This is a genomic window from Burkholderia sp. 22PA0106 (assembly GCF_047497155.1).
In the GTDB taxonomy this organism is placed as follows: Bacteria; Pseudomonadota; Gammaproteobacteria; order Burkholderiales; family Burkholderiaceae; genus Burkholderia.
Map to the genome: position 1 here is coordinate 1,613,587 of NZ_CP163162.1, position 23,715 is coordinate 1,637,301.

At 67.3% G+C, this 23,715-nt stretch carries 22 protein-coding genes and 1 pseudogene; 7 read left to right on the forward strand and 16 right to left on the reverse strand.

Translation table 11 applies throughout. The features are described 5' to 3' along the window. Window positions 1–12 precede the first annotated feature (12 nt). The 7 genes from AB4850_RS06870 to AB4850_RS06900 all read right to left on the reverse strand — a co-directional run bounded on the left by AB4850_RS06870 (window position 13) and on the right by AB4850_RS06900 (window position 7,345). A complete protein-coding gene (locus tag AB4850_RS06870; protein WP_414441856.1) occupies window positions 13–951 on the reverse strand; it encodes a TauD/TfdA dioxygenase family protein in 939 nt (312 codons plus the stop codon). A 188-nt stretch (window positions 952–1,139) separates the two neighbouring features. Then, entirely contained in the window at window positions 1,140–2,093 is a 954-nt protein-coding gene (locus AB4850_RS06875; protein ID WP_414441857.1) for a TauD/TfdA dioxygenase family protein, read from the reverse strand. A gap of 130 nt (window positions 2,094–2,223) precedes the next feature. Beyond that, window positions 2,224–3,075: an ABC transporter ATP-binding protein gene (locus tag AB4850_RS06880; RefSeq protein ID WP_414441858.1), complete on the reverse strand. Its 852-nt coding sequence runs from the start codon at window positions 3,073–3,075 to the stop codon at window positions 2,224–2,226. After that, on the reverse strand, window positions 3,072–3,908 hold the full coding sequence (locus AB4850_RS06885) for an ABC transporter permease (RefSeq protein ID WP_414441859.1): 837 nt from the start codon (window positions 3,906–3,908) through the stop codon (window positions 3,072–3,074). Before AB4850_RS06885 ends, AB4850_RS06880 begins: the two co-directional genes overlap by 4 nt. A 50-nt stretch (window positions 3,909–3,958) precedes the next feature. Then, window positions 3,959–4,816, reverse strand: coding sequence for an ABC transporter permease (locus tag AB4850_RS06890; RefSeq protein WP_414441860.1), 858 nt, complete (start codon window positions 4,814–4,816; stop codon window positions 3,959–3,961). Window positions 4,817–4,836: 20 nt separating this feature from the next. Then, window positions 4,837–5,940 (reverse strand): ABC transporter substrate-binding protein, encoded by a 1,104-nt coding sequence (locus tag AB4850_RS06895; RefSeq protein WP_414441861.1) that lies wholly within the window; start codon window positions 5,938–5,940, stop codon window positions 4,837–4,839. Between the two features lie 217 nt (window positions 5,941–6,157). After that, complete coding sequence (locus tag AB4850_RS06900; RefSeq protein ID WP_414441862.1) at window positions 6,158–7,345, reverse strand: porin; 1,188 nt, start codon at window positions 7,343–7,345, stop codon at window positions 6,158–6,160. A gap of 577 nt (window positions 7,346–7,922) precedes the next feature. Between AB4850_RS06900 and AB4850_RS06905 the strand changes: the two genes are divergently transcribed. From AB4850_RS06905 to AB4850_RS06925, 5 genes are all read left to right on the forward strand, one after another. Beyond that, window positions 7,923–8,384 (forward strand): rhodanese-like domain-containing protein, encoded by a 462-nt coding sequence (locus AB4850_RS06905; RefSeq protein ID WP_414441863.1) that lies wholly within the window; start codon window positions 7,923–7,925, stop codon window positions 8,382–8,384. A 44-nt stretch (window positions 8,385–8,428) separates the two neighbouring features. After that, window positions 8,429–9,394: a serine O-acetyltransferase EpsC gene (gene epsC / locus AB4850_RS06910; RefSeq protein ID WP_414441864.1), complete on the forward strand. Its 966-nt coding sequence runs from the start codon at window positions 8,429–8,431 to the stop codon at window positions 9,392–9,394. Then, a complete protein-coding gene (locus tag AB4850_RS06915) occupies window positions 9,391–9,621 on the forward strand; it encodes a helix-turn-helix domain-containing protein (RefSeq protein WP_414441865.1) in 231 nt (76 codons plus the stop codon). Before epsC ends, AB4850_RS06915 begins: the two co-directional genes overlap by 4 nt. Before the next feature lie 186 nt (window positions 9,622–9,807). Beyond that, window positions 9,808–10,740 (forward strand): family 2A encapsulin nanocompartment shell protein, encoded by a 933-nt coding sequence (locus AB4850_RS06920; protein ID WP_206127357.1) that lies wholly within the window; start codon window positions 9,808–9,810, stop codon window positions 10,738–10,740. Next, window positions 10,715–12,694 (forward strand): family 2A encapsulin nanocompartment cargo protein cysteine desulfurase, encoded by a 1,980-nt coding sequence (locus AB4850_RS06925; RefSeq protein ID WP_414441866.1) that lies wholly within the window; start codon window positions 10,715–10,717, stop codon window positions 12,692–12,694. Before AB4850_RS06920 ends, AB4850_RS06925 begins: the two co-directional genes overlap by 26 nt. Before the next feature lie 80 nt (window positions 12,695–12,774). On the opposite strand, the gene AB4850_RS06930 is transcribed toward AB4850_RS06925, so the two are convergent. The 9 genes from AB4850_RS06930 to AB4850_RS06970 all read right to left on the reverse strand — a co-directional run bounded on the left by AB4850_RS06930 (window position 12,775) and on the right by AB4850_RS06970 (window position 21,665). Continuing rightward, the gene (locus tag AB4850_RS06930; protein ID WP_414441867.1) at window positions 12,775–13,062 is read right to left on the reverse strand and encodes a gamma-butyrobetaine hydroxylase-like domain-containing protein; all 288 of its coding nucleotides are present in this window, start codon (window positions 13,060–13,062) and stop codon (window positions 12,775–12,777) included. Then, a complete protein-coding gene (locus tag AB4850_RS06935; RefSeq protein ID WP_414441868.1) occupies window positions 13,059–14,096 on the reverse strand; it encodes a HEAT repeat domain-containing protein in 1,038 nt (345 codons plus the stop codon). Before AB4850_RS06935 ends, AB4850_RS06930 begins: the two co-directional genes overlap by 4 nt. A gap of 59 nt (window positions 14,097–14,155) precedes the next feature. After that, the gene (locus tag AB4850_RS06940) at window positions 14,156–14,968 is read right to left on the reverse strand and encodes an ABC transporter ATP-binding protein (protein ID WP_414441869.1); all 813 of its coding nucleotides are present in this window, start codon (window positions 14,966–14,968) and stop codon (window positions 14,156–14,158) included. Next, window positions 14,965–15,819, reverse strand: a complete 855-nt coding sequence (locus AB4850_RS06945) for an ABC transporter permease (protein ID WP_414441870.1) — start codon at window positions 15,817–15,819, stop codon at window positions 14,965–14,967. Before AB4850_RS06945 ends, AB4850_RS06940 begins: the two co-directional genes overlap by 4 nt. A 75-nt stretch (window positions 15,820–15,894) precedes the next feature. Further along, on the reverse strand, window positions 15,895–17,337 hold the full coding sequence (locus AB4850_RS06950; RefSeq protein WP_414441871.1) for an ABC transporter substrate-binding protein: 1,443 nt from the start codon (window positions 17,335–17,337) through the stop codon (window positions 15,895–15,897). 48 nt (window positions 17,338–17,385) lie between these two features. Continuing rightward, entirely contained in the window at window positions 17,386–17,631 is a 246-nt protein-coding gene (locus AB4850_RS06955) for a ferredoxin family protein (RefSeq protein ID WP_206128487.1), read from the reverse strand. A gap of 12 nt (window positions 17,632–17,643) precedes the next feature. Further along, complete coding sequence (locus AB4850_RS06960; RefSeq protein ID WP_414441872.1) at window positions 17,644–19,398, reverse strand: fumarate reductase/succinate dehydrogenase flavoprotein subunit; 1,755 nt, start codon at window positions 19,396–19,398, stop codon at window positions 17,644–17,646. Continuing rightward, window positions 19,395–20,165 carry a GntR family transcriptional regulator gene (locus tag AB4850_RS06965; protein WP_414441873.1) on the reverse strand — a complete coding sequence of 257 codons (771 nt, stop codon included), beginning with the start codon at window positions 20,163–20,165 and terminating at the stop codon, window positions 19,395–19,397. The genes AB4850_RS06960 and AB4850_RS06965 overlap by 4 nt, the downstream gene beginning before the upstream one ends. Window positions 20,166–20,285: 120 nt before the next feature. After that, window positions 20,286–21,665 (reverse strand): LLM class flavin-dependent oxidoreductase, encoded by a 1,380-nt coding sequence (locus AB4850_RS06970; protein WP_414441874.1) that lies wholly within the window; start codon window positions 21,663–21,665, stop codon window positions 20,286–20,288. Between the two features lie 368 nt (window positions 21,666–22,033). Here AB4850_RS06970 and AB4850_RS06975 point away from each other — a divergent pair. Continuing rightward, window positions 22,034–22,384 (forward strand): annotated as a pseudogene (locus tag AB4850_RS06975) (type VI secretion system tip protein VgrG); the annotation flags it as partial. 272 nt (window positions 22,385–22,656) lie between these two features. Next, entirely contained in the window at window positions 22,657–23,655 is a 999-nt protein-coding gene (locus AB4850_RS06980) for a T6SS immunity protein Tli4 family protein (protein ID WP_414441875.1), read from the forward strand. Window positions 23,656–23,715: the final 60 nt, after the last annotated feature.

Consider the following 23,715-nt stretch of genomic DNA (forward strand, 5'->3'; position numbering starts at 1 on the left):
CAATCGGTCGGGTCAATTCAACGCCACCGCGGCGGCGGCGCCCACCGGCGTGCCCTCGATCGCCACCGAGGCCCGCCCGTCCGGCCCCACCGGCACGTCGCCCACCAGGGTGGTGCGATACAACTGCCGGTCGAAGTCGAGATCGAAGATATCGGTCGGCGCGAGATGCGCGGTCGAGCGGTTGTCCCAGAACGCCAGGCTGCGCGGCTCCCACTTGAAACGCACCGTGAACTCGGGCCGCGTGACGTGCTCCCACAGCAATTCCAGCAACGCCTGGCTTTCGCGCGCGCTCACGCCGACGATCGACTTGAGGAAACTCGGGCTGACATATAGCGCGCGCTCGCCCGTCTCCGGATGAATCCGCACCAGCGGATGCTCGGTCACGAGCGCACGCCGCTCGACCGCCTCGGCGTAACCGGCCGTGGCGCTGGCGCCTGCCGGCGGAGTGAAGCGGTGGATGCCGCGCAGGCCGTCCACGAGGCGCTGGATCGGCGCGGACAGCGTTTCGTAGGCGCGCACGAGGTTGGTCCATTGCGTGTCGCCGCCGTACGGCGGAATCGTCACGCCGCGCAGGATCGACGCCCACGGCGGGTTGACGGCGGCCGTCACGTCGGTGTGCCAGCCCGTCCACGGGCGGCGCACCGGCTGCCCCTCGAAACGCGTCGATTGGCGATGCTTGCCGATCGAGTAGACCTCGGGATGCCCGTCGACATGACCGAACACCGGGTGGCCGAGCGTCAGTTCTCCGAACTGTGCGGAGAACGCCACGTGCTGCTCGTGCGTCAGGAACTGCTCGCGGAAAAACACCACGCGCCACTTCAGCAACGCGCCGCGAATCGCGGCGATTTCCAGCGCCTCCAGCGGGCGGGTCAGGTCGACGCCGTGAATTTCCGCGCCGATATGCGCGGATAGCGGAATCACGTCGAGCGACGACGATACGGCCTGGTTCATGCGGATTCTCCGTTCGGGGCGGGGCGGACAGGCGGCGTCGGGATCGGCGTCGCCAGACAATTCAGTCAACCGAAACATCATGCGGCGGCCCGCCGTGGTACGGCAGCGGGCCGTCGCGCCAACGCGCGGCAAGGGCGGACGCCGCCGCGCCGGCCCGGCGCGGCTGGCGGCCGAATCGCGCGCACGCGTCATTGCAGCGTGGCGTCGCGGCCCTTCAGCACGACGCTGCGGCGGCCGTCCACGCTGACCGGCACGTCGCCGTGCACGGTGGCGCGGCGCACCACGCGGCGCGCGTCGCCGTAGTCGTTGATCGCGTAGTGCTGGGTGGCGCGGTTGTCCCAGATCGCCACGTCGCCTTCGCGCCAGCTCCAGCGCACGGTGTTTTCCAGGCGCGTCACGTGTTCGTGCAGCACTTGCAGCAGGTGCGCCGAATCACTGGCCGACAGGCCCTTGAGGCGCTGCACGAAGTGGCCGAGCACGAGCGTGCGCTCGCCCGTGACCGGGTGCACGCGCACCACCGGGTGCTCGGTTTCGTAGACGGTGGACGTGAACACCTCGCGGTAGCGCTTGAGCTGATCCGGATCGGCGTTCACATGCGAGGCGGCGTAATCGTAGGCGTTGGTGTGCAGCGCCCAGAGCGTGTCCACCAGCTCGCGCAGCGAGGCGGGCAGGTGGGTGTAGGCGGCGGCCGTGTTGGCCCACACCGTGTCGCCGCCGGCCGGCGGAATCACCACCGCGCGCAGGATCGACACCTTCGGGTAGGCGTCGACGAACGTCACGTCGGTGTGCCAGGAATTGGCGCGTGCGCCGTGGGCCGAATCGAGTTCGAGCAGGCCGGCGCTGCCGTCGACCGACGGCACGGTCGGGTGCGCCACCGTCTCGCCGAAGCGGCGCGCGAACGCTTCCTGCGCGGCGTCGTCGAGGTGCTGTTGGCCACGGAAGAACAGCACCTTGTGCGTGTGCAGGGCATCGAGCAATGCGTCGAACGTGGCGTCGTCGATCTCGCCCGATAGTTTGACATCCGAAACTTCCGCGCCGATCCGGCCGGCGACGCGCCGCAATTCGAGCGGCGAGGCCTGCGTGCGGGCAGCGTGGCGGGGGGCGGCGTGTTGCGACGAGGGGGCGATCTGAACGTCGGACATCGGGGTGTCTCCTTCGGTGGGGAAAGCGGTTCGGATATTCAAGCAGCGCGCGCGGCAAACCGGAACTGACGATTCGTCGTATCGATAGACGCCGGCGCGCGAACGAGCGGCTGTGTGCAGAGGGCGGTGCTCACCAGGCCAGCCGCCAGTTGCCGGCCGGCAGCGGCGGGGCGGCCACGGGCGGCGTGATGCGCGCGGTGGCGTCGTCGTCGCCGAGATCGCTGAGGATCGCGTCGCGCAACTGCGCGAACGCCGCGCCATTGCGGTCGCGCGAGCGCGGCAGGCCGACGTCGACGATCCGCGCGATGCGGCCCGGGCGCGGCGCCATCGTCACGACGCGATCGCCGAGCCAGACGGCTTCGTCCACGTCGTGCGTGACCAGAATCATGGTGATGCGTTCCTGCTGCCAGATCCGTTGCAATTCGTGCTGCATGCGCGTGCGCGTTTGCGCATCGAGCGCGCCGAACGGCTCGTCGAGCAACAGCAGCCGCGGCCGGTTCACGAGCCCGCGCGCGATCGCCACGCGCTGCGCCATGCCGCCCGACAACTGGCTCGGGTAGGCTTGCTCGAAGCCGTTCAGGCCCACCAGCGCGATGTGCTCGGCCACGGCCGCGCGCCGCGCCTTCGCGTCGAGCGGCGAATTGCGCAGCGCGGCCTCCACGTTCTGCGTGACGTTCAGCCAGGGAAACAGCCGGTGATCCTGGAACACGATGCCGCGCTGCAGCGAAGTGTCGCGCACGCGCTCGCCGCCGGCGCGGATCTCGCCGTCGTAATCGACGTCGAGCCCGGCGATCAGGCGCAGCAGCGTGGATTTCCCGCAACCGCTCGCGCCGACGATGCTGACGAATTCGCCGCCGCGCACGTGCAACGAAATGTCGTCGAGCACGTCGAGCGCCTGGGTGCCCGCGCCGTGCGGCGCGTAGCGTTTGCGGACATGCTGGATGTCGAGCGAATCGAGCGAATCGGACAGGTCGAGAGTCATGCGGCTTCCCTGAGTGGCGAGGACGAATCGATGGCGGTGCGGGCGGCCCGGCCGCGCGCGAGCAGCCGGCGCTCGATGGCGCGTGCGCCCGCATTGAGCGCCCAGCCGGTGATGCCGACCACGAGGATGCCGAACAGCACGAGATCCATGCGGAACTGCTCGCTGCCGTCGATCAGCGTGTTGCCGATGCCGCTGCCCGCCACCAGCAGGTATTCGGCGCCGAGCGTGGCGAGCCACGAATAGATCAGGCCCAGATAGAGGCCGGTGGAGATCGACGGCAGCGCGGCCGGCACGATCACATGGCGGATCAGTTGCCAGCGCGAATAGCGCAGCGTGCGCGCCACTTCCACGTAGGCGCGCGGCACCGCGTGGATGCCGTCGCAGGTGTGCGCGGCCACCGGCAGCAGCGCGGCCAGCGACAGGAACACCACCTTGGCGGTGTCGCCGAGCCCGAACCACACGGAAATCAGTGGAATCCATGCGAACAGCGAGATCTGCTTGAAGGTATCGAAGGTCGGGCCGATCACGCGCGCGGCGAGCCGCGACAGGCCGAGCGCCGTGCCGAGCAGCAGGCCGGCGGCCGTGCCGATCGCGAAGCCCGCGAACTCGCGCGCGAGCGACGCCGACAGCGCCCGCGCCAGCGCGCCGCTCGCGATCTGCTCGCGCGCGGTGTGCAGCACATCGGCCGGGCTGACCAGCAGGCCCGCGTGGCCGCGATGCGTGGCGGCGATCAGCCACCAGGCGGCGAGCGCCGCGAGGGGCAGCACGAGGCCGCGCAGGTCGGGCACGCGCCAGCGGCCCGGCGAGGATTTGAGGAATGCGAACGATGTCATGACGCAAGGCTCCCGGCCTGGAAAACGGAACGATTCGATGCGGGCGCGATTCAGGCCCGGAACGCGGAGGCTCGGCCGCGCCGCAGCCGTGCTTCCAGCGCATCGAGCAGGCGGTTGATCGCATAACCGATCGCGCCGACGATCACCACGGCCGCCATCACGAGATCGAGCTGGAACAACTGCCGCCCGTACACGATCAGGTAGCCGAGGCCTTCCGAGGACGCCACCAGTTCGACCACCACCAGCGCGAGCCAGGCCTTCGTGAACCCGAGCCGCACGCCGGTCGCGAGCGTCGGCACGGCGGCCGGCAGCACCACGTGGACGATGCGTTGCAGGCGGCTGTAGCCGAACACGCGTGCGGCCTCGTCGAGCGCGGGCGGCGTTTCGCGAAAGCCCTGCAGCGTGCTCATCGCCACCGGCACCAGCGCCGCGTGGGCGATCAGGATGATCTTGAGCGGCTCCCCCACGCCCACCAGCAACAGCAGGAACGGCAGCCAGCCGAGCACCGGAATCTGCACGATCGCGTTGAAGCTCGGCAGCACGTAGGCCTCGGCGGTGCGCGACAGCCCGAGCCACGCGCCGATCGCGAAGCCGGCCAGCGAGCCGGCCGCGAAGCCGAACAGCACGCGTTGCAGGCTGATCCTGGTGTTGCTCAGAAGATCGCCGCTGCGTGCGAGTTCGGCGAGCGTCTGCCACACCGCCTCGGGCGGCGGCAGGATTTGCGGCGCGATCCAGCCGCGCTCGCAGCCGATCGTCCACAGCGCGAACAGCACGGCCGGCAGCAGCCACGGCGCGATGATCCAGCCGAGCGCGGCGGCACGGCGGCGCAGGCCGGCTTTCGCGCGCGGTGCGTCAGCAGCAGCGGCCTGGTCGCCGCGCTCGCGTATCGAAATCGCGGTATCGCTCATCACGGCTCCCGGGGGCGTGCTCAGGTTTGCGGTTTGCCCGACGCGTCGTAGCTCGGCCAGTAGTGTTCGAGATGCTGGGCCTTGAGCGCCTGGTCGAGATACTTCGGTTCGATCCAGCCGTTGACATCGGCAGGATGGCGAATCAATTTGAGCTTCAACGCGTCCTGCGCGACGGCCGTGTAGCGCGCCACGAAGAACGGGTCGAGCAGCGGCGACTCGCGCGACTTCAGCGTGCCGGCCGGGAATTCGGCGGCCCACGACGATACGGGGATGCCGGTCTTCGCCCAGGTGTTCAGCAGCGCGTCGCGATTGCCTTCGTCGGACGCCCAGCGCGCGGCGGTCACGAACACGTTGACCACGCGCTGCACGATGTCGGGGTGCGCCTGCTCGAAATCGTCGAGCACCAGCAAGTGCGATTGGCGCGTGAACTGCAGGCCCTGGTCCTGCGATTGATAGATGATCTTGGCCAGCCCCGAATCGACCAGCTTCGACAGGTGGTAATCGGTGACGGACGCGTCGATGCCCTTCGAGGCCAGCGCGGCCAGCGCGCTCGACGTATCGAGGTTGATCACGCGCAGGTCGCGCTCGTCGAGGCCGTTGGCGGCCAGCACGTTGTCGATCACGAGTTGCAGGTTGGTGCCCCGGAAGATCGCGACGCGCTTGCCCTTCAGGTCCTTCACGGTGTGGATGTCGGAGCCGGTCGGCACGCCGATCTTGATGCCGCTGCGCACGCCCACGGCCGCGATCAGGTGCGTCTTCAGCCCGTTGGCGCGGGCCAGCACGGCCGGCAGGTCGCCTTGCAGCGCGAAGTCGATCGACTTGTCGGCGATCGCCTCGTTGACGGCCGGCCCCGCGCCCTTGAAGAACAGCCACTGGATGCGGATGCCCTCGCGCGCGAACTCCTTTTCGAGCAGCTTCTGTTGCTGCACGACCGCGCCGGGATTGCTGCCGAAGGTGGGCGGGTCGCCCGCGCCCTGTTCGGCGACGCCGATGCGGATGGTGTCCAGCGCGGCGGCGTGGGCCACGGCAGCGCTCAGGGTCAGGGCGGTGGCCAGCAGCACGGGGCGCAGCAGCAGGCGGATCAACGAACGGGACTGAAAGCGGGGCGTGGAAAGGAGCGGCATGGATCCTCGGAGCGGCGGTGAGGCCGGATGCGGAATGGGGAGGAAGTCGGATCGATTCGCGGTGTCGATCAACCGGGACGAATCATTCTTGTCGAGCGTTTGCCCGATCGCAAACAAGCATTTCTGATTTGCTTTCGCGCCGGGAAATGGAGAAAAGCGCAGGAGAACTCAACGACATGCAGCGAGCCGGCGCGATTGCGCCGGCTCGTCTGTTCGCTTAGAACTTCACGCGGATGCCGCTGAATACCGCCACCTGGCGGTTGTTCGACGAGGCGGTGCCCGCGTCCGCGATCGCCGCGATCGACTGATAGCCGTTGCCCGCCACCGCCGTGCTTCCACTTCCGGACGCCAGTTGGTAGACGCCCGACAGATAAAGCTCGGTGCGTTTCGACAGCGCGTAATCCACGCCCAGCGTGAACTGGTGCCAGCGCGGCTTGAGCGTGCCGCCGCCCGAGCCGGGCAAGCTGCTCGCGCGCCCGTCGGTGAACGTGTAGACGCCGATCAGCGTGGTGGCCGGCGTGACGCGGTAGCGCGCGTTGACGTCGTAGTTGTTGAGGCGGCGCGAGGAGCCGTCAACATAGTTCAGTTGCGTGTGGCTCCACGCGAAACCGAGGATCGTCGCGCCGAACGTATAGTTCGCGCCGGCCACCGTGATCTGCTGCTTGGCCACGCCGCCGTTCAGGCCGTAGAAGAACCCGCCGCTGTAGTCGTCGCCCGCGGTGGTGCTGGCGCCGCCCACGGCGCCGCCGGTATTGCTGGTCGAATTCGGATGGTTCAGCACCACGTAGCCCGCGCCGAGCGAGAGCGGGCCGTTCGCGTAGTTGGCGGCGATGCCCCACGCGCGGTTGTTGCCGAAGCCGGTGCCCGCACCCGAGCCGGGCTGGTTGCTGAACGCATACAGGCCGTCGACGGTGAAGCCGGCGATCGTATCGCTGCGGAACTTCACGGCATTGTTGATGCGGAACGTCTGGTTCAGGTTGTCGTTGTCGCCCACGTGGGTGGCCGGCGACCAGAAGCCCGAGCCCGAGTATTGCGCGACCAGGTCGGACAGCGGCTCGTATTGGCGGCCGAACGTCAGCGTGCCGATGCCTTGCTTCGCAATCCCGACGAATGCCTGGCGGCCGAAGATGCGGCCGCCCTGGCCCAGCGTGCCGTCGTTGGTGCGGAAGCCGCTTTCCAACGTGAACACGGCCGACAGGCCGCCGCCGAGATCCTCGGTGCCCTTCAGGCCCCAGCGGCTGCCCGACAGCTTGCCGCTCGACTGCTGGATGTTCGAGCCGCCTTTCTGGTTATTGGTATACGCAATGCCCGCATCGACGATGCCGTACAACGTGACCGAGCTTTGCGCATGCGCCGCAACGGAAGTGGCGGAGACGAGGCCGAGCGCCAGGGTTTTCTTCAACATACGATTCCTTTTGTCTTGATCGCGAGTGGGAAAGGAACCCGATGCTAGGGACGCGCCGCCGCTGCACGAAGCAATGTTCCGGGAATAGCAAAGCAGAATTTCATGGTTGTGGGCATGCTTCTCGCAGCGCTCGCGCGACGCTGGATAAAACGTATGGATGCCGAATGAAATGATTGCGCCCGCATCGATAATGGAAATCGAACATCCGCTTCCGAAGGTCTTGAGAATTCCTTATCGAAAACACAATGAAGCGAAACGGGGCGCGTTGACGTTTTTATGCGACGGGTGCCGTGGCGCGGCTGGCGCGCCGCATAACCTTAGGCGAATTGATTGGTTCGCGGTCACCACGGCGCGTCATATCGTGATGGCGTGATGAAGCGTCGAGGCATCGAGGCGGCCGTGGCCAGGGCCGCGCGGCGTTTCGTACGTTGCTGCTTTGGAAATGACAATTGATTGGTTCTCATCCGGCGCCTCGCGATAGCACAGTGGCGTTGACGGCTATAGACGGCAGCGATGCCGCACCCGGACCGTCACGTTGCCGTGCGACAGCACGGAACCGGACCGCAAGGAGGAACCCATGACATTGACGACCGAAGCGCACGACATTCTTGAACAAGCCCGCACGGCGGCGCATGAGCAGGGCCTGCGCTACGGCGGCGGCATTGCCCCGGCGCAGGCCTGGGCGCTGGCCACCGCCGGCGAGGCGCTGCTGATCGACGTGCGCACCGGCGAGGAGCGCAAGTTCGTCGGGCACGTGCCCGGCTCGCAGCACGTGGCCTGGGCCACCGGCACCAGCCTGACGCGCAACCCGCGCTTCGTGCGCGAGCTGGAAGCGAAGGCCGGCGGCAAGGACGCCGTGATCCTGCTGCTGTGCCGCAGCGGCAAGCGCTCGGCGCTGGCGGCCGACGCGGCGGCCAAGGCCGGCTTCACGCAGGTCTACAACGTGCTCGAAGGCTTCGAGGGCGAACTGGACGACGCGCAGCGGCGCGGCGCCCACAACGGCTGGCGGTTTCGCGGCCTGCCGTGGATACAGGATTGATGAACCCGCGCAGATCGCGCATCTGATTGAACGAGGATCCCAACGTGGCAGCATTCGACATCGACGACGTGGTCCGCTCGCTGCATGCGGCGCGGCATGGCTGGCGCGAGCGCCAGCGGCGCCTGATCGAGCCGGGCGGGCGCGATCTGCCGTCGCGCGAGGCGCTCGGCGGCATCGTCGACGCGCTCAAGGGCGTGCTGTTTCCGATGCGGCTCGGGCCGCCCGACCTGCGCCAGGAAAGTGAGGACCTCTACGTAGCGCACGCGCTCGACGCGGCGCTGAACGCGCTGTTCTCGCAGGCGCGGCTCGAACTGCGCTACGCGGCGCGTTACCGCGACAGCGGCGACGCCACCGAGGCCGCCGCGCGCGCAGCCGTGCAGGCGTTCGCCGAACAGTTGCCCGAGATCCGCACGCGTCTCGACGAGGACGTGCTGGCCGCCTTCCACGGCGATCCGGCCGCCGGCAGCGTGGACGAGGTGCTGCTCTGCTATCCGGGCGTGCTCGCGATCCTGCACTACCGGCTCGCGCACGAACTGTATCGGCTCGGCCTGCCGCTGCTCGCGCGGATGCTGGCCGAGCGCGCGCATGCCGATACCGGCATCGACATCCACCCCGGCGCGCGGATCGGCGCGGGCTTCTTCATCGATCACGGCACGGGCGTGGTGATCGGCGAGACGGCCATCATCGGCGAGCGCGTGCGCATCTATCAGGCGGTGACGCTCGGCGCAAAACGGTTTCCGCGCGACGCGGCCGGGAACCTGGAGAAAGGGCTGCCGCGTCATCCCTTGGTGGAGGACGACGTGGTGATCTATGCCGGCGCGACGATTCTCGGGCGCATCACGATCGGGCGCGGCTCGGTGATCGGCGGCAACGTCTGGCTCACGCACGACGTGCCGCCGGGCAGCCATGTGACGCAGGCCGTGCCGTCCACCGATGTGTCGCGGCCGGCACCGAAGGCCGCTCAAGCCGCCCAGGCGACGCAAGCCGCCACGTCGGAGGCCGCCTCATGACGCAACTGGTCCGGCAATTCGGCGCTGCCGTGCGGCGCCTGCGCGAGACGCGCGCGTGGTCGCAGGAGCTGCTGGCCGAGCACGCGGGCCTGAACCGCTCGTATGTCGGCGAGATCGAGCGCGGCGAGGTGATCGCCTCGCTGGTCACGGTCGAGAAGCTCGCCAACGCGTTCGAGGTGCCGATCGCCTTGTTGTTACGGCCGGCCGCCGACGAACTGACGGCCTGAGCCTCGGCTTGCATCGCGCGGCGCGACCGTGCCGCGCTTCTCGTCCTCTTCTCGTTTCGCCGCGCCGGGCCGCCACGCCCGGTGCGCGTCTGACGCCTATAGCATGTTGAGCGTCGACGGGCTGCGTCCCCATAATCGCCGAGCGTCATAAGCATTCCCGATTTTCTTCTAAACCCGGAGCCCGACATGTCGACCGTAGCAAACGGCCCGACCACGCTGAGCGATCACGCCGCACGCCAGCTTGCGAATGCCACCAAGACCGTTCCCCAGCTTTCCACCATCACGCCGCGCTGGCTGACCCATTTCCTGCAGTGGGTGCCGGTCGAGGCCGGCATCTACCGCCTGAACCAGGTGAAGGACCCGGAAGCCGTGCGGGCCGCCTGCACGCAGTTGGAGGACGAGCGCGAACTGCCGAAGACGTTCGTGCCGTACGAGGAACAGCCGCGCGAGTATTTTCTGAACGCGGTCAGCACCGTGCTCGACGTGCATACGCGCATTTCGGACCTTTACAGCAGCCCGCACGACCAGATCAAGGAACAACTGCGCCTGACGATCGAGACGATCAAGGAGCTGCAGGAAAGCCAATTGATCAACAATCCTGACTATGGCTTGCTGGCGAACGTGGCCGAGGAACAGCGCGTATTTCCGCTGACCGGCGCGCCCACGCCAGACGATCTCGACGAGCTGCTGACCAAGGTCTGGAAGGAGCCGGCGTTCTTCCTGACGCACCCGCTGGCGATCGCCGCGTTCGGCCGCGAATGCACGCGGCGCGGCGTGCCGCCGCCCACGGTCAGCCTGTTCGGCTCGCAGTTCATCACGTGGCGCGGCATTCCGCTGATTCCGTCGGACAAGGTGCCGGTGGCCGACGGCAAGTCGAAGATCCTGCTGCTGCGCGTGGGCGACAAGCGCCAGGGCGTGGTCGGCCTCTACCAGCCGGGCGTGGCCGGCGAACAGGGCCCGGGCCTGTCGGTGCGCTTCATGGGCATCAACAACCAGGCGATCGCGTCGTACCTGATTTCGCTCTACTGCTCGCTGGCCGTCCATTCGGTGGACGCGCTCGCGGTTCTCGATGACGTGGAGATCGGCAAGTACCATGACTACCCCGACACCTACCGCTGATCTGGCGGCCCCGGGCGCGCGCGCGCCCGTCGGGCTGCCCGATCCGGCGGCGCTCGCGCAGTTGGCGAACGCGTTCTTCTCGGCGTTGCCGGGGCGCGCGGATGCGCCGGGTGCGGCGCTCGGCAGCGGCGCGGCCGGCATCGCGCCCGCCACGCTGCCCGCCGCCGCGCAGGCCCTGGCGCTGGCTGCCAACCCCGCGCCGGCCGGTTCGCCGCTCGCCGGCCCGGGTGGCACGGGCACTGGCGTGCCGTCGCAGGGCGTGCCGGCCGGCAAGGCGCCGGGCGCGAACCTGCTGCCGGCCGCGCCCACTCAGGTGCTGTCGCTCGGCAACCGCGCGCCGGCGCTCGCGCCGCACGCGGCGGCGGCCAACGGCCTGCCCGATACGGCCACGGTCGCCGCGCCCGCGCTCGAACCGCGCGGCGGCGGTGCGCTGCTCGGCGTGCCGCCGGTGTCGTCGGCAGGCCCGGCGCGTGCGGCGGCTGTGCCGGGCGCGTCGCCGTTCTATTTCGTCGACGATGCCGCGCACGGCTGGCATGCCGCGCCGCAGCCGGTCGCCGCGCCGGTGTCGGGCGCGCCGTCTGCGCAAAGCTACGGGCTGCCCGATGCCGACGCGCTGCGTGACTTGTTGGCACTGCACGATGCAGGGAAAGCACCGGGCGGCAGCGGCGCGCGTTATTTCGTGAGCGACGGTGCGCCGGCAGCATCGACGAGCACGTCACCGTTCGCTGGCGCGCATCCGCCGTTCGACGTCAATGCGATTCGCCGCGATTTCCCGATCCTGGCCGAACGCGTGAACGGCAAGCCGCTGGTCTGGTTCGACAACGCGGCCACCACCCACAAGCCGCAGGCGGTGATCGACCGGCTCGCGCATTTCTACGCGCACGAGAACTCGAACATCCACCGCGCGGCGCACGCGCTGGCGGGCCGCGCCACCGATGCCTACGAGCACGCGCGCGACACGGTGCGGCGCTTCATCGGCGCGGCGTCGTCGGACGAGATCATCTTCGCGCGCGGCGCGACCGAGGCGATCAACCTGGTCGCCAAGACCTGGGGCGTGCAGAACGTGGGCGAGGGCGACGAGATCATCGTCTCGAACCTCGAGCACCACGCGAACATCGTGCCGTGGCAGCAACTGGCCGCGCAGCAGGGCGCGACGCTGCGCGTGATTCCGGTGGACGATTCGGGCCAGGTACGGCTCGACGAGTTCCGCAAGCTGCTGAACGCGCGCACGCGGATCGTCGCGGTCACGCAGGTGTCGAACGCGCTGGGCACGGTGGTGCCGGTGGGCGAGATCATCGAGCTGGCGCATCGTGCCGGGGCGGTGGCGCTGGTGGACGGCGCGCAGTCGATCTCGCACATGCGGGTGGACGTGCAGGCGCTCGACGCCGATTTCTTCGTGTTCTCGGGCCACAAGATCTACGGCCCGACCGGGATCGGCGTGGTGTACGGCAAGCGGCGCATTCTCGATGCGATGCCGCCGTGGCAAGGCGGCGGCAACATGATCGCGGACGTGACGTTCGAGCGCACGGTGTTCCAGCCCGCGCCGAACCGCTTCGAGGCCGGCACCGGCAACATCGCCGACGCGGTGGGCCTGGGGGCGGCGCTGGAGTACGTGGAGCGGGTCGGCATCGAGCGGATCGCGCGCTACGAGCACGACCTGCTCGCCTACGCCACCGAGAAGCTCGCGCCGGTGCCGGGCGTGCGGCTGGTGGGCACGGCGCGCGACAAGGCCAGCGTGCTGTCGTTCGTGCTGAAGGGCTATGAGACGGAGGAAGTGGGGCGTGCGCTGAACGAGGAGGGCATCGCGGTGCGCTCCGGGCATCATTGCGCGCAACCGATCCTGCGCCGCTTCGGCCTGGAGGCGACCGTGCGGCCGTCGCTGGCGTTCTACAACACCTATGGCGAAATCGATCTGTTCGTCGACGTGGTGAGGCGGCTCGCCGGGCGTCGCTGACGCGCGTTCGTCATGAGCCGGTCAAACGCCGCGCGGGCCACCAGCCTGCGCGGCGTTGTCGTTGACTTGACGTTTCGGGTTCAAGCGGCGGCCAGCGCCGCCAGGAACGGCCACGGGAAAATGCCGCGATCGTGGCCGTCGTCGAACACCAGTTGTACGCCATAGCCCATCGGGTGGACGTCGGTCACGCTCACTTCGGGATGCGTAACAACCGGCTCGCCGGCCAGCCGCCGTGCGCGGCAGCCTGCGCACGGGCAGGCGTCGCGCAGCGCGGCGTGAGCGAGCGTGCCGAGGCGGCCGTCGGCCCAGCGCAGCGTCAGCGTGCGGCTGGCCGCGTCGCTGCGCAGTTCGAGCGGCGCGGCGCTCATGCGCCCGCTTGCTCGATCTGGCCGATCGCGATCCGCACGGCCTTGCGCACTTCGGGATCGGCGTCGTCGAGCGCGCTGCGCAGCGCGTCGAGCGCGGCCGGGTCGCGCAATTCGCCGAGCGCGAGCGCGGCCTCCTTGCGCAGGTTGCTGATCGAATGGACGAGCAGCGCGGCGATCTTCGGGCCGGATGCGCGTTCGCCGATCAACCCGAGCGCGCAGGTCGCGCGCAGCCGCACCTGCCAATAGGGATCGTCGAGCGCGTGCTCCAGCGCGGCCACGGCGGCCCTGGCACGCAGCCGGCCGAGCGTGACGGCTGCGGCTTCGCGGACCTGCCAGGCGTCGTCGGCCAGCGCGGCCAGAAGTGCGGCGGCAACGGGCGCGGCCGTGTCGTCGGCGTCCACGCCGAAGCCCAGCGCCCCGGCCGCCGCGCGCCGTACCTCGGCTTGCGCGTCGCCGGTGGCGAGCGCGGCCAACCTCGGCAAGGCCCGCGCATCCTTGAGCCAGCCGAGCACGGCCACCGCTTCGAGCCGCACGCCGGCATCGTCGGCATCGAGCGCGGCCAGCGCGGGCTGCCACGCATCGGCGTAGCGCAATTCGCGCAGGCCGCGCAGCACCGCGCGCACCACGAACGGCTCGGGGCGCTCGGCCCAACGGCGCAGCGTGGCCCCCGAGGCCGGTTCCTTCAGTTCGGACAGGCTTTGCGCGGCGGCCTCGCGCACGCCGTCGTCGGCGTCGAGCAGCGCGGCGCACAGTGCGTCCACGGCGTCGTGCTGTTCCCAGGCGGCCAGCGCGAGCGCGGCCTCGCGGCGTACCTCGGCGGCCGGGTCCGCGCCCAGCGTGGCGACGAACACCGGCACCAGTTCGGGGTCCTCCAGATCGGCCAGTTCGAACATCGCGATGCGGCGCACGGCGGCGTCGGCATCGGTCAGGCGCGCGAGCAGCTGCAGCGCATCGGGATCGACGGCCGACAGGTCGAGCAGCGCCGGCAATTCGGGCAGTGCGGGCGGCGCGGCGGGCGGGGAAAGGGCGGTCATCTATCGGTCTCTCGGGACGGATCGTAAAAGGGGGAAGCGAAACGTTTCGTGCATTCGATTCAGGCCGCCTCGCGCAGCAAGGCCAGGCAGCGCCGCTTCAGGTCGACGAAGACCGGATCGATCGTGCTGTCGTCGCCGCGCGGGCGCGCCAGCGGCACCGGCAGGTCGGCGACGATGCGCGCCGGCCGCGCCGACAGCATCACGATCCGCCCGCCCAGAAACAGCGCCTCGTCGATGTCGTGCGTGACGAACACCACGGTGGTGCGCACCTGCGCCCACACGTCGAGCAGCAACGCCTGCATCATGCGGCGCGTTTGCGCGTCGAGCGCGCCGAACGGCTCGTCCATCAGCAGCACGCGCGGCCGGTTCATCAGCACGCGGGCGATTTCGACGCGCTGCTGCATGCCGCCCGACAACTCGGCCGGGTAATGCGCCTGGTAGCCGGCCAGGCCCACCAGCGCCAGCATCTCGGCCGCGTCGCGGCGGCGGGCCTCGGCCGACACGCCGCGCATCTTCGGGCCGAACGCGACGTTGTCGAGCACGCGCTTCCACGGAAACAGCGTGTGTTGCTGGAACACCAGCCCGCGCTCGGGCGACGGCGCTTCGACACGCGCGCCATCCACCTCCACCGCGCCGTGCGCGCCGCGCAGGTGGCCGGCGATCGCGCCGAGCAGCGTCGATTTCCCGCAGCCGGACGGCCCGAGCACGCAGACGAACTCGCCCGGCGCGATGCTTAGATCGAGCGTGTCGATGGCGGCCATGCGCGCTTGCGGCGGGCCGACCTCGACGGTCAGGCCGCGCACCTCGATGCGGCCGGCGGCGGTGTCGAGCGATGGGGCCGCCAAGGTGGCGGCGGGCAGCGCGGCGTTCATCGCAGGCCTCCGCGCTGGCGATACCACGGCGTGAGCGCCGTGCCGAGCCGCTTGACCAGCAGGCTGCTGCCCATGCCGAGCACGCCGATCAGCCCCATCCCGACCACGATGTCCGCATAGTTCTGCAACGTGTAGGACTCCCACGTGAAATAGCCGATGCCGTATTGCCCGGCGATCATCTCGGCCGTCACGAGGCAGAACCACGCGGTGCCCATGCCGATCGACAGGCCGGTGAAGATCGCCGGCGCCGCGCCGGGCAGCACCACTTCGAGATACAGCGCGAACGAGCGCGCGCCGAGCCCGCGCGCGGTGGCCACCAGCCGCCGGTCGAGCGCCTCGACGCCGTGCACGGTGTTCAGCAGGATCGGGAACAGCGCGCCGATGAACGTGATGAACATCATGCTCAGTTCCGACGACGGGAACATCAGGATCGCGAGCGGAATCCACGCCACCGCCGGAATCGGCCGCAGCACTTCGAGCGGGGTCAGCAGCACGTCCTCCAGCAGCCGGTAGCGGCCGATCGCGAGACCGAGGCCCACGCCCGTCACGGCCGCCGCGCCGAAGCCGGCCAGCACGCGCGTGAGGCTGGCGGCCAGGTGCATCGGCAGCTTCGGCGATTGCAGCAGCGCCCACAGCGCGGGCAGCACATCGGCCGGCGACGGCACGTTGGCGAACGTGATCAGCCCCAGCGACACGCGGAAGTGGACGGCGGCCTGCCACAGCGCGATGCACGCCGCGAGCGAGGCGGTGCGGATCGCGCGGCGTCGCCACGCCACGCGGCGGCCGGGCGCCTGCGCGGCGGGCCGCGCCTCGGCGCGTGCCGGTTCGGAAACATCGAAGGTGACGGCCATGCGGGCTCCTCTGCGGATACGAAGGTGCGGAGATACGAAGATGCGAAGGAAAGGCGGAACGCGTGCGTTCAGCGTTCAACGCGCGGCGGTGGTGGCCGTGGCCGCGCTCGTGCCCGCGAGGCCCGAGACGGCCGCGTAGTCGGCCACGGTGCCGGCGGCGCGCTGCGCATAGGTTTCGGCCTCCGACTTCAGCAGGAACGCGGCGATCTCGCCGTGCGCGCCCTTCACGTACCAGGCCTGATTGGCGAACAGCTTCAGCCCGCTGTCGTGATCGCGCACGAACAGCGCGCGCGGCTTGCCGCCGCCTTGCTCGATGCGGCGCGCCTCGGCGAACGCGTCGGCCGGTTGTGCGTAGTTGCGGATCGGCGCGTCGCCGGCCGGCCACAGCTGGGCGAGATCGCGCGCATCGCGCAGCGGCTTGCCGGTTTTCGCGTCGTTGGCCGCGAGCGGGGTGGGCGCGGTGTTCTTGAGCGCCGCCGCGTAATCGAGGCCCGATTGCTTGAACGCCTCGCGGATGTACCGGTCGTCGATGAAGGTGGCCGGATCGGGTTCGCTATCGCTCTTCTTGAGCAGCTTGAGCGTGTTGATCGCGGTGGCCACCGCCTGCCGGTAGGCCGGCTTCCAGCTGAGGTCGCGCGTTTGCAGGCCGAGCGGGCCGAGGTACAGGTAATCGACCGGCGCTTCGATGCCCGTCACCTTCTCGATCAGCAGCGCCGTTTTCTCCGGCTCGCGGTCGAGCCGCTGATTGGCCTCGATTGCCGCGCGCAGGTAGGCCACCACCACCTCGGGGTAGCGCGCCGCGTAATCGGCATCGACCAGCGTGCCGTGGAAGGTCGGCGCGTGCGCCTGCGAGCCGTCGTAGATCTTGCGGGCGATGCCGCGATACGGGAACAGGTCCGCGTAGGGCACGAAATCGGCGTGCGCGGCGATCTTGCCGGCCTTCAACGCACTGCCGGCCACTTCGGGCGCCTGCGTGATGATGTTGACGTCGGTATCGGGGTTCCAGCCCTGGGCGCGGATCGCGCGCAGCAGCATGCCGTGCGCGGTGGAGGCGAACGGCACCGAGATCGTCTTGCCCTTCAGGTCGGCTATGCCGCGCACCGGCGAATCGTTCGGCACCACGATGCCGTTGCCGCTGCCGTCCACGCTGCCGGACAGCACCGTGATGAACTCGCTGCGCTTGCCGGCCTTGCGGAACGCCGCGCCGTTCAGCGCGCCGGGGAAATCGGCCATCACGCCGAAATCGAGCTTGCCGGCGACCATCTCGTTGGTGATCGGCGCGCCGGACGTGAAGTCCTTCCACTCGATGTCGTATTTGACGTCGGCGTACTTGCCGGTGTGCGGCAGGTATTTGTCTAGCAGATGCAACTCGCGGATCAGCAAACCGCCGGCCGCGCAGTTGATGGTGGTGTCCTGCGTGCCGATCGCGATGCGGATGGTGTCGGCGTGTGCCGCGGCGGCGGCTGCGAGCAGGGCCGGCGCCGCGAGGCGGCGCAGGAATCGTGAGGAGAGCGACATATCGTTTTCGTTTGGGCGTAGGTGTGGGGAGCGGCGGCGAGCCGGGCGTCAGCGCAGCAGGTAAGGGATCGCGACCGTGACGGCGCCGGTCGGGCAGTCGCGTTCGCAGGGCATGCAGTACCAGCATTCGTCGAACTGCATGTAGGCCTTGCCCTTCGAGGTGTCGATCGCGAGCAGGTCGAGCGGGCAGACATCGACGCAGACGGTGCAGCCCTTTTCGGCGATGCACAGCGATTCGTCGATCGTCACGGGCGCGCTGCTGCGCTGGAGAATGTCGTGCGGGGTGGTCGGCATGGTTCGGTATCCTCAGAGAGCGGTAGCGGTGTCGGCCGCTTGGGCGTTGCCGGGTTCGCGCACGCGCAGCCGCGAATATGCGCCCAGTTCGAGGTCGGACACCGGCACGCAATACGGTTCGATCTCGCGCTTCTCGCTGGTCATGCGGCCGTCGGCATCCTTGCGCAGGTGCGTGTGGCAGAACCAGTCGCGGTCGTTGCGCTCGGGGAAATCGACGCGATGGTGATACAGGCCCCAGCGGCTTTCGGTGCGGAACAGCGAGGCGCGCGCGGCCATCTCGGCGCAATCGCGAATCACGCTGACCTCGGCCGCACGCATCAGCTCGTGCGGGTTCGCCGCGCGAATGGCTTCGATGTCCTCGCCGATCTCGCCGAAGCGCTGCAGGCCGATTTCCATCTTGCGCGTGACCTTCGGCGGCTGCAGGTAGTCGTTGACCATGCGGCGCAGCTTGTATTCGACCTGCGACGGCGCGAGGCCGTGCTCGCGTTCGAGCGGCGCCAGCACGCGCGCGCGCTCGGCGGCCACCTGCTGTTCGTCGACCGGCGACAGCTCGCGGCCCGCGATGTCGTCGGCCGCGTGCTCGCCCGCGAACCAGCCGTAGGTGAACGCGCCGAGCATGTAGTTGTGCGGCACCGCCGCCATGTCGCCGGCCGCGTAGAGGCCCGGCACGGTGGTCAGGCCGTGTTCGTCCACATACACGCCCGAGGCGCTGTGGCCGCTGCAGAAGCCGATCTCGGAGATATGCATCTCCACCATCTGCTGCCGGTAGTCGGTGCCGCGCCCGGCGTGGAAGCGGCCTCGGCTCGGCCGCTCGTTGGTGTGCAGGATCTCCTCGATGGTGCGGATGGTTTCCTCGGCCAGGTGGTCGAGCTTCAGGAACACCGGGCCGCGCCCGCCTTGCAGCTCCTGGTAGAACTCCCACATCATCTGGCCGCTCCAGTAGTCGCACTCGATGAAGCGTTCGCCGTTGCCGTTGGCCGTGAAGCCGCCGAGCGGGCCGGTCACGTAGGCGCAGGCCGGGCCGTTGTAGTCCTTGATCAACGGGTTGATCTGGAAGCATTCGAGGTTCGCGAGCGCCGCGCCGGCGTGATAGGCCATGGCGTAGCCGTCGCCGGCATTGGTCGGGTTCTCGTAGGTGCCCATCAGGTAGCCCGACGAGGGCAGGCCGAGCCGGCCGGCCGAGCCGCAGCACAGGATCACGGCCTTGGCGCGGAGCACATGGAACTGCGCGGTGCGGCAGTCGAAGCCGAGCACGCCGGCCGCGCGGCCTTGCGCGTCGGTCAGCACGCGGGTGGCGACGATCCGGTTGGTGATCGCGATGCGGGCGCGCTTCAACTGGCGGTACAGGATCTTCTTGATGTCATGGCCTTCCGGCATCGGCAGCACGTAGGCGCCCATGTGGTGGACCTTCTTGACCGCGTATTCGCCGTTGCCGTCCTTCTCGAACTTCACGCCCCAGCGGTCGAGCTGCTCGATGGTCGCGAAGCTGTGCTTCGCGTAGGCGTACACGGCCGATTGATCGACGATGCCGTCGTTGGCCACCGTGATCTCGCGCGTGTATTGCTCGGGCGTGGCGTGGCCCGGGATCACGGCGTTGTTCAGGCCGTCCATCCCCATCGAGATCGCGCCGCTGCGCTTGACGTTGGCCTTTTCGAGCAGCAGCACCTTCAGCGCGGGGTTGCGTTCCTTCGCCTTGATCGCGGCCATCGGGCCGGCCGTGCCGCCGCCGACCACGATCAGATCGTAATCGAGCACTTGGGTATTCATCGCGGGGTCCTCCGGTGGGCGCGCGGTTTTTGACGGTCGACGCGCAGCCGGTACTGGAACGCGTCGCCACGGAAATACAGGTATTCGTAATCGACCGGCCGGCCGGCCTCGTCATGCGTCAGGCGTTCGATGCGCAGCACCGGGCTGCCGTCTTCCACGCGCAGCGCCTCGACGATCTCGTCGTCGGCGAGGATCGCGTCGATCGACAGGTCGGCATGGCCGAGCGGCACGCCGCAGTCGTTTTCGAGGATCAGGAAGATGTCGCGGGTGCTCAGGTCGGTGTTGGCGAGGCGCTTGCCGAGCGCCTCGGGCACCCAGGTGATTTCGAGCGACACCGGCTCGCGGTTCAGCAGCCGCACGCGGCGGATTTCGGTGACGTCCGATCCTTCGGGCAACTGAAGTTTTGCCGCCACGTGGCGATCGGCCTTGACGGCGCGCAGGCTGCGCAACTGGTTCAGGATTTCATAGCCCATCGACGACATCGCCTCGGCGAAGCCTTGCAGCCACGCCACGTTCTGGAACGCCTTCGGCTTGGCGACGAAGGTGCCCTTGCCGTGGATGCGGAACACCAGGCCTTCCTTCTGCAGGTCGCCGAGCGCCTGCCGCACGGTGATGCGGCTCACGCCGAACAGCGCGCAGAGTTCGTGTTCCGAGGGCATGCGCGCGTGGGGCGCGTAGGTGCCGTCGAGGATGCGCGCGCGCAACGCGTCCTTGATCTGTTCGTAAAGCGGCTGCGGGGACAGCGGGACGATATTGGTATTGGGCATGATCCACTTGTCATGACAAGACATGACGAGTGTAGTGACCGGCCCCGGGCCGCCAAACCAATCAATTCTGCTAAGAATTTCGGGTTTGGCAGGGGTGACGTTGCGGTGGCGGAATGGGCGTTATCGCGTCGGGGCGTGCCGGTAAGCCGCGCCCGCATGGGTTGGCGGCAAGGTCGCGGCGCCGCCGAACAGCTTCTCGCGCAGCGTGCCCGCTTCGTAAGCCGTCTTGTACCGCCCGCGCGCCTGCAACTCCGGGATCACCAGGTCGATGAAATCCTCGTAGCTTTCCGGCGTGACCGTGCGTGCGAGGTTGAAGCCGTCGATGTCGGTGTCGTCGATCCAGCCCGTCAGCGCGTCGGCCACCTGCACCGGGTCGCCGACGATCGTCGCGTAGCGCCCGCCCAGCGCCATCTGGCCGAGCAGGTCGCGCACCGTGAAGCCCTGGCGGCCATCCGTCACGCGCTGCACCGACGATTCGATGCCGCGCGGCTTGGGGCTGCCGTTGGCGGCCAGTTCGTCGTCGAGGTCGAGGCCCGCGTAGTCGATGCCGGCGCCGGCCGAGAAATGCGCGAGGCCCGCCTCGGGGCTCGCGTAGCGCGCGTATTCGGCGTATTTCTCGCGCGCGTCGGCCTCGGTGCGCCCGACGATCACCGTCACGCCCATGAAGATCTTCAGGCTGGCCGGATCGCGCCCGGTTTCGGCCGCCTGACGGCGCAGCGCCGCCACCAGCGTGCGCGTGCCGTCGCGGCTGCCGCTCGACACGAACACGCATTCGGCGTGGCGCACCGCGAACTGCTGGCCGCGCCCCGACGAACCGGCCTGGAACAGCACCGGCGTGCGCTGCGGCGACGGCTCGGCCAGGTGATAGCCATCCACGTCGTAATAGCGGCCCTGATGGCGGATGCGATGCACCTTGGCCGGATCGGCGAACACGCGCGCCTCGCGGTCGCGCCGCACCGCGCCCGGCTCCCAGCTGCCTTCCCACAGCTTGTAGGCCACTTCGAGATATTCGTCGGCGCGATCGTAGCGCTCGTCGTGCTCGATCTGGCCGGCGAGGCCCATCGCGCGCGCGGCGCTGTCCAGGTAGCCGGTCACGATGTTCCAGCCGACGCGGCCCTGCGTCAGGTGATCGAGCGTCGAGAAGCGGCGCGCGAGCAGGTAGGGCGCTTCGTAGGTCAGGTTGACGGTGATGCCGAAGCCGAGGTGCTGCGTGGCGGCGGCCATCGCCGACACCAGCATCATCGGGTCGTTGACCGGCAACTGGATCGATTCGCGCAGCGTCAGGTCGGTGGAGCCGCCGTACACGTCGTAGACGCCGACGATATCGGCGATGAACAGTCCGTCGAACAGCCCGCGTTCGAGCAGCCTGGCGAGATCGGTCCAGTAGGACAGCGTGTTGTAGTCGGCGGATCGGTCGCGCGGGTGCGTCCAGAGGCCGTGATTGATGTGGCCGACGCAGTTCATGTTGAACGCGTTGAGGCGGATCGGCTTGCCAGTCATCGTCGGGGCGGCGCGGCGGTGGGCGCCGCGTGAGGGTGGTCGAAACCGGTTAGCGTCGCATGGCTGGGGTTGGGCGGACAACGAAGGAATTGGGGTTTGCTTTGAAGGGAAGACGGGTAGGCAGGTTGCACGCCGGACGGGCGTGGGTGCTGGCTATCTGGACGAGTTTAAAAAACAGAAGAAGTGAAAATTAAAATAAATGGATTGGATGGTTATAGGTTTTTTCTTAATCACTGGATTGAGAATCATCCAATAATATAGGCATGTCAATTAAAACAACGATAAAAATTTGACGAAAATAATTCAAATATGTTTAATGGCGGCTGCCGTGAATATTGGTGCATTTTTGCTCTCGACGGAGTTGCCGTATGTCATCGATCCTGCCTGTCCAGGCCTATGAATTGAAATTGGCACCGCACCCGGCGCCGTTTTCCGTGCTCAGATTCTGCGGCCGGGATGCGGTGAGCGAGCTATACCGATACGACATCGAATTCACGAGCCCCGTGGCCGGAATCCCAATGGTTCAGGTCGTTGGCCGACCGGCGAAATTCATTATTGCGCCAGTTGATCCCGACATGGATTATCTGCAAAAAATGTTCGGGGAAAATGCACAGAAGTTCAGCAAGATGCCGCCGGCGCATACGATCCACGGCGTCATCACGGAATTCGACGAGTTTGCGACGTCGGCCGATCAGACCCACTATCGAGTCCGGCTCGAGGCGGTTGCGCTATGGGACGTTATCTCGCGTACGTTGCGCCCGCGACCCAATGCATTCTGAGATGGCGTTGACTTCGCCAGGTTGCCCTCAGAAGCATCCAGTGTTCGATAGTTTTTGATATGCAATATTTCTCGCGACCTCTCGCGGCGAGCGGTACTGGAATACATGAAATGAAACTTTGTCTGGGAAGGTGTATTTCTTTGCTGCTATTACTGTTCATTGCTGCATGTAGTCGACCACCGGCGCCATTGACCGAACAGGAGACGTATAGCGTGAATCAGTTGACCCAAAGCCTTAAGACGTACTGCATTGGTCGATATCTAATCGATATGCCGGACGATGCCTTATCTAGAGGTGATGCAACCATTCAGGGAATTTCCTTTGAGGCCAAGCGTGTGACGCTTGATGCGTTTTCTCGTGAACTAAACGCTTATGAGCTCAGTTTGAAGTCGAGGAAAAATCGATATGGTTATCGAGTTTTATACGACTATGGGCGCGTACCAGGCCTCCAGAATGGTCGCTATTTTGTTGCCTTAGATGATCCCGATGCTACGTCTGATTCAGGTCGTAAAATTGAGGCGTATAAATGGGATGCCGGCTATTCGATAAAAATTTGGACAGATGCGGTCGATTCCATTAATTCTGAATTTGAGGTAAGGATGAAGGGGGCGCCTTATGAAATGAAGAATTGGAAGGTAAACGATGTTCCCGAAAAAAAATCTCTGATTCTCAGCTTCGCTGCGAGCGTTCGCGGTCGTTCAGATGACGAAATTCCCCAGGATCCTGGCGTGTGCTTCGAGAGTGGCTTTCTGCCGCGCAAGGCAGCGATTGGTGAAGATGTAAGCGCCTTTTTTGCGTTAAAGAGCAACACTGACGTATCTTTTAAGTTGAGTACGGATACCGATTTGAAGGAGCTGCCAAAAGATACGCTGCTGAGTCGCTTGCCTGAAATCCGAGCGTTGATAAGAGATCCGAACACTAATGGACATATTGTTCGATCCGGATCGGTTGATATTAACGGAATTAAAGCGGAAGAACTTCTGCTCTCTGGTGTGACGGCCAGTCGTGTTCCAGGGCATAGCTTTGCGCTGCAAGCCAATGCTGCGACCAGTGGTGCCATGAGCCCATATATTGGACTGGATATGAGTAATGGAGATTGTAATAATTTCACTGGGAATTCGATAAAGCAAGCTTCGCTCACGGAAGGCGAGGCGGTTGAATTGTGGGATCGAATTTCCCGAACGCTACGCCCTCGGCCCGGCGCGTTTTGAATAAATTAAATGGGGTATTGAGTGATCGTGTCGTCACAAAAATGAATGGCTAGTTAATTT

Coding starts and splice junctions, on each gene's coding strand:
- AB4850_RS06965 (WP_414441873.1), bottom strand. CDS start 20,165: ATGCCCAATACCAATATCGTCCCGCTGTCCCCGCAGCCGCTTTACGAA.
- AB4850_RS06875 (WP_414441857.1), bottom strand. CDS start 2,093: ATGTCCGACGTTCAGATCGCCCCCTCGTCGCAACACGCCGCCCCCCGC.
- AB4850_RS06885 (WP_414441859.1), bottom strand. CDS start 3,908: ATGACATCGTTCGCATTCCTCAAATCCTCGCCGGGCCGCTGGCGCGTG.
- AB4850_RS06955 (WP_206128487.1), bottom strand. CDS start 17,631: ATGCCGACCACCCCGCACGACATTCTCCAGCGCAGCAGCGCGCCCGTG.
- AB4850_RS06870 (WP_414441856.1), bottom strand. CDS start 951: ATGAACCAGGCCGTATCGTCGTCGCTCGACGTGATTCCGCTATCCGCG.
- AB4850_RS06895 (WP_414441861.1), bottom strand. CDS start 5,940: ATGCCGCTCCTTTCCACGCCCCGCTTTCAGTCCCGTTCGTTGATCCGC.
- AB4850_RS06945 (WP_414441870.1), bottom strand. CDS start 15,819: ATGGCCGTCACCTTCGATGTTTCCGAACCGGCACGCGCCGAGGCGCGG.
- AB4850_RS06950 (WP_414441871.1), bottom strand. CDS start 17,337: ATGTCGCTCTCCTCACGATTCCTGCGCCGCCTCGCGGCGCCGGCCCTG.
- AB4850_RS06880 (WP_414441858.1), bottom strand. CDS start 3,075: ATGACTCTCGACCTGTCCGATTCGCTCGATTCGCTCGACATCCAGCAT.
- AB4850_RS06890 (WP_414441860.1), bottom strand. CDS start 4,816: ATGAGCGATACCGCGATTTCGATACGCGAGCGCGGCGACCAGGCCGCT.
- AB4850_RS06915 (WP_414441865.1), top strand. CDS start 9,391: ATGACGCAACTGGTCCGGCAATTCGGCGCTGCCGTGCGGCGCCTGCGC.
- AB4850_RS06970 (WP_414441874.1), bottom strand. CDS start 21,665: ATGACTGGCAAGCCGATCCGCCTCAACGCGTTCAACATGAACTGCGTC.
- AB4850_RS06935 (WP_414441868.1), bottom strand. CDS start 14,096: ATGACCGCCCTTTCCCCGCCCGCCGCGCCGCCCGCACTGCCCGAATTG.
- AB4850_RS06960 (WP_414441872.1), bottom strand. CDS start 19,398: ATGAATACCCAAGTGCTCGATTACGATCTGATCGTGGTCGGCGGCGGC.
- AB4850_RS06930 (WP_414441867.1), bottom strand. CDS start 13,062: ATGAGCGCCGCGCCGCTCGAACTGCGCAGCGACGCGGCCAGCCGCACG.
- AB4850_RS06905 (WP_414441863.1), top strand. CDS start 7,923: ATGACATTGACGACCGAAGCGCACGACATTCTTGAACAAGCCCGCACG.
- AB4850_RS06920 (WP_206127357.1), top strand. CDS start 9,808: ATGTCGACCGTAGCAAACGGCCCGACCACGCTGAGCGATCACGCCGCA.
- AB4850_RS06940 (WP_414441869.1), bottom strand. CDS start 14,968: ATGAACGCCGCGCTGCCCGCCGCCACCTTGGCGGCCCCATCGCTCGAC.
- AB4850_RS06900 (WP_414441862.1), bottom strand. CDS start 7,345: ATGTTGAAGAAAACCCTGGCGCTCGGCCTCGTCTCCGCCACTTCCGTT.
- AB4850_RS06925 (WP_414441866.1), top strand. CDS start 10,715: ATGACTACCCCGACACCTACCGCTGATCTGGCGGCCCCGGGCGCGCGC.